The organism is Treponema sp. UBA7567, assembly GCF_002476655.1.
GTDB lineage: Bacteria > Spirochaetota > Spirochaetia > Treponematales > Treponemataceae > Treponema_D.
Genome location: NZ_DLLH01000067.1, coordinates 29,406 through 33,049, shown reverse-complemented (window position 1 = coordinate 33,049; position 3,644 = coordinate 29,406). Strand labels below are relative to the sequence as shown.

Annotated in this window: 3 protein-coding genes and 1 pseudogene; all 4 read right to left on the bottom strand. The window is 39.8% G+C overall.

Annotated features, from left to right (window positions below; translation table 11 throughout):
* A partial coding sequence (locus tag B3Y13_RS08545; protein WP_296693960.1) for a glycosyltransferase family 4 protein occupies positions 1 to 984 on the bottom strand: 984 nt, incomplete at its 3' end.
* A 128-nt stretch (positions 985 to 1,112) separates the two neighbouring features.
* Entirely contained in the window at positions 1,113 to 1,949 is an 837-nt protein-coding gene (locus B3Y13_RS08540) for a phosphohydrolase (protein WP_296667831.1), read from the bottom strand.
* A 194-nt stretch (positions 1,950 to 2,143) separates the two neighbouring features.
* Positions 2,144 to 3,178, bottom strand: coding sequence for a 3-deoxy-7-phosphoheptulonate synthase (locus B3Y13_RS08535; protein ID WP_296693959.1), 1,035 nt, complete (start codon positions 3,176 to 3,178; stop codon positions 2,144 to 2,146).
* 160 nt (positions 3,179 to 3,338) lie between these two features.
* A pseudogene (locus B3Y13_RS08530) lies at positions 3,339 to 3,644 on the bottom strand (hypothetical protein); the annotation flags it as partial.

Sequence of the window (3,644 nt, the reverse complement as noted above, 5' to 3'; positions counted from 1 at the left end):
AAAGGTAATAAATATTCCCCATATAAAAATCAAGCAAAATGATATAAGGCAAATTGCCGAAAGATCTTTCATAAAATATGAAACAATAATTGCAAGTGTAACAGTTGCCTGAATCGACAGCAAAAACAAAATTGCCGCATTTTTTGAAAAGCCAATATTCAAAAGCTTGTGATGAATATGCGCCCTGTCAGGACTAAAAATCTTTCTGTGCTCACGCAGACGTCTCCAGATTGCGGCAATTACGTCTGTCAAAGGAATCGAGCACATAAGAACCATCATTGGAATTTCGCGGAAATTAAACCTTGGATTGTCAAAAAAGAAAAACGGAGAAACGGCGATCAAATATCCTAAAGATTGGCTTCCGCCATCGCCCAGAAATATTTTTGCGTTCGGCTTGTTCCAGTACATAAAGCCAAGCAAAGACGCGCAGAGCATAAAATAAATAAGGCTCATGCCGTTGTGCGCCTTATAAAGCATAAAACCTATTGAAAGACAGGCAAAAAATGAAATTCCTGAACAAACACAGTCCATCCCGTCAATCAGGTTATAAGCATTTACAATTGAAACAATCCAGAAAAAAGTAAGTATTTCGCCGACAAAAGGCGGAAATTTCCAGTACAAAAATGTCGTAAAGTGATAAGGGCTTACGCTCACAACTAAAGCCGCAAGAATCTGCATTAAAAACTTCAATTTTGCGCGCATATTAAGAATGTCGTCCAAAATTCCAAAAAAAAGAATAATTCCAAAACCTATGAATAAAGGCCAATAAAAACTAAGCACGACAGTTTTAAAAACAAAACGAACAAAAAACCAGACAATTAAAAGAGAGGCAAAAACTGCAATTCCGCCAAGACGAGGAATATTTCCTGTGTGAATCTTGCGCGGATCAACTTCATCATAAAGGCTTAATTTTCTGCAAATTCTAATAATTAACGGACAAAAGACTAAAGATAATACAAACGTGCCAAGAATGGCCAAAAGCATGCTAAACTCCTTGAAAATACATACTATGAGCCTATGAGCCTATGATAAATTTTCAAACCGTTTTTTGCAATACAAAATTCGGCATTTTGTCAAAAAAAAACTACAAAAGTAGTTTTTTTAACTAAAATTTATAAATATTGCTTTTCGTCCTGCCCTTCAACGCTTGCAAACAGCTCCACAAGGTTTTTTGCCGGACTGTTGTTTATTTTTTGCAGAAGAACTTCTTCAATTTGAAAAAATCCAACGTCAGCGCTCATGTGCACTTCGATTTTTATCGGCTTTTCTTTGCCTTGAAGAATTTTTACTTTTTCGATCGAATTTGCAGAATACTTGTGAATATCGCCAACAGACGGTTTTGAATTCATTTCCATAGGAATTCGCGCGCGTCCCTTTGTCATGTCGCAACCGTCGGCAATAAGAATCAGGCCGGCTTCTATAGAATGAATTTTTCTTGTTCCCATGTGGCCAAGAATTCCTTCAAGAGCCATGGAACGGATTATAACCCGCCGGTTCAAGTCTTTTGATTCTGGAAGCACAGTTTTTAAAATTCTTTCTATCATATTGAATGCAAGAATTCCTGAATAAAGCTCATGGTCCTGTCTGCCGATCGTCATTCCAAAATCGTGAAAAAAACTTGCAATTACAACTGCCGTTACGCTGTCAGAAAAACTTCCGGCATTCTCATTTTCGAGGCTGGTCTTTATGCCGCAAGTATAGAGAATTTTAAGCATTTTGAGCGCGTTGCGGCAAACTGTGCGCATATGAACAGGCCCATGGTCGTTAAAGCCAAGCCGGACAATCGAAACAGTATTTGCATAATCCTGAATCGCCTGCACTTCTTCATCGTTGATTAAAATTTCGATTACTTTGAGCGGAAGCTCGTCTTTTTCGGGTGTAAGCTCAATTATTTCTTTTGCAAGCTGAACCAATTTTTGGTCAACCGACATTTCTTTTACAGATTTCATAATGACATTATAACATTAAAAAAAGGTTAAAATTTCATTTGTATAAAATTTTAACCTTTTTTTTAACAAAATCTAATATTTTTTATTCAATTTTTGCGGCAGGGATTGGAGTACCGCCGAAGGCGTCGTTTTGCTTTGCAAAACGATGGAGCGCAAAGACGCGGAAGTACGGAAAGCCTGCCAGAATACAAAAATTACAGATAATCTGCCAGGTCGTAGATCAGTTTTTCGGTTTTTTCCCAGCCAAGACAAGGATCGGTGATTGATTTTCCATAAACTCCGTCGCCAATTGCCTGCGCGCCGTCTTCGAGATAACTTTCAATCATAAGTCCTTTTACAATTTTTTTTATGTCTTCAGACGAATGGCAGCTGTGAATTACGTCTTTTGAAATTCTTATCTGCTCGAGATATTTTTTGCCGGAATTTGAATGGTTGCAGTCTACGATTACGGCAGGATTTTGAAGCTTTGATTCGGCATAAGCGTCAATCAGCGCGCGCAAATCTTCGTAATGATAATTTGCATGAGCCCGGCCGTAAGCATCTACATATCCGCGCAAAATTGCATGCGCGAGGGGATTTCCGTCTGTCGTTACTTCCCAGCCACGGTACAAGAATTTCTGATGCGCCTGAGCCGCTGTGATTGAATTCATCATTACGGAAATGTCGCCCGAAGTCGGGTTTTTCATTCCGACTGGAATTCCAACGCCGCTTCCGACAATTCTGTGCAGCTGGTCTTCGACTGAACGGGCGCCGACTGCAACGTAAGCGAGCAAGTCAGAAAGATAACGGTGATTTTCCGGATAGAGCATTTCTTCGGCGCATGTAAAGCCAGTTTCTTTTACAACGCGTGTGTGCATTTCGCGGATTGCAATAATTCCTGCAAGCATATCCTCGCCTTTTGTCGGGTCAGGCTGATGCAGCATGCCTTTATAGCCAGTTCCTTTTGTGCGCGGCTTGTTTGTGTATACGCGCGGAATAATAAAAATCTTGTCCTTAACCTTTTCCTGAACTTTTACAAGGCGGTTCATGTAGTCGAGAACGGCAGTTTCGTTGTCGGCAGAACATGGACCGATAATCAGCAAAAAGCGGCCGTCCTTGCCTTCAAAAATATTTTTTATAATCTGATCGCGTTCTTCTTTAATTTTTGCAACTTCTTCTCCGAGCGGAAACTGTTTTTTTAATTCAGCCGGAACTGGAAGCTTGCGAACAAAGTTCATCTGCATATCCATAAAATTTTCCTCCGCAAAAATCCGCGCAAATTCGGCAGATTCTTTCGTTTCTATTTATAGTAATTATAACAAAACGGCTATAAAAAATAAAGTAAATTTATAAACGTGTAAAAAGCTTTTTGAGCGCATTTTGCTACACCAACCGGTCAAATGCGTTTTTTTACAGACTTTTATTCAGATAATCCAGCGAATACTGCAATGCCAGGGCAGCGGCATACGCCAGACTTTCTTTTGCCAAGTCGAAATGCTCGTTGTGATGCGGCCAGCTGTTTTTTTCGCTGTCGGAAGAGCCTACATGGACATATGTTCCAGGAGCTTTTCTTGAATAATCTGCAAAATTATCTGAGCCAAAACGCTTTTCCAAGTCTGTAATTACATTTTCTGGCGCTGTGATTTTTTTTGCCGATTCTACAACTTCCGCGGCTGTCTCTTTTGGGTTTGTGCAAGGATCGCAAATGTCTTCAAT

Excerpts from the sequence above, each read along its gene's own strand:
- B3Y13_RS08540 (WP_296667831.1), bottom strand. The coding sequence starts at position 1,949 with ATGAAATCTGTAAAAGAAATGTCGGTTGACCAAAAATTGGTTCAGCTT.
- B3Y13_RS08535 (WP_296693959.1), bottom strand. The coding sequence starts at position 3,178 with ATGGATATGCAGATGAACTTTGTTCGCAAGCTTCCAGTTCCGGCTGAA.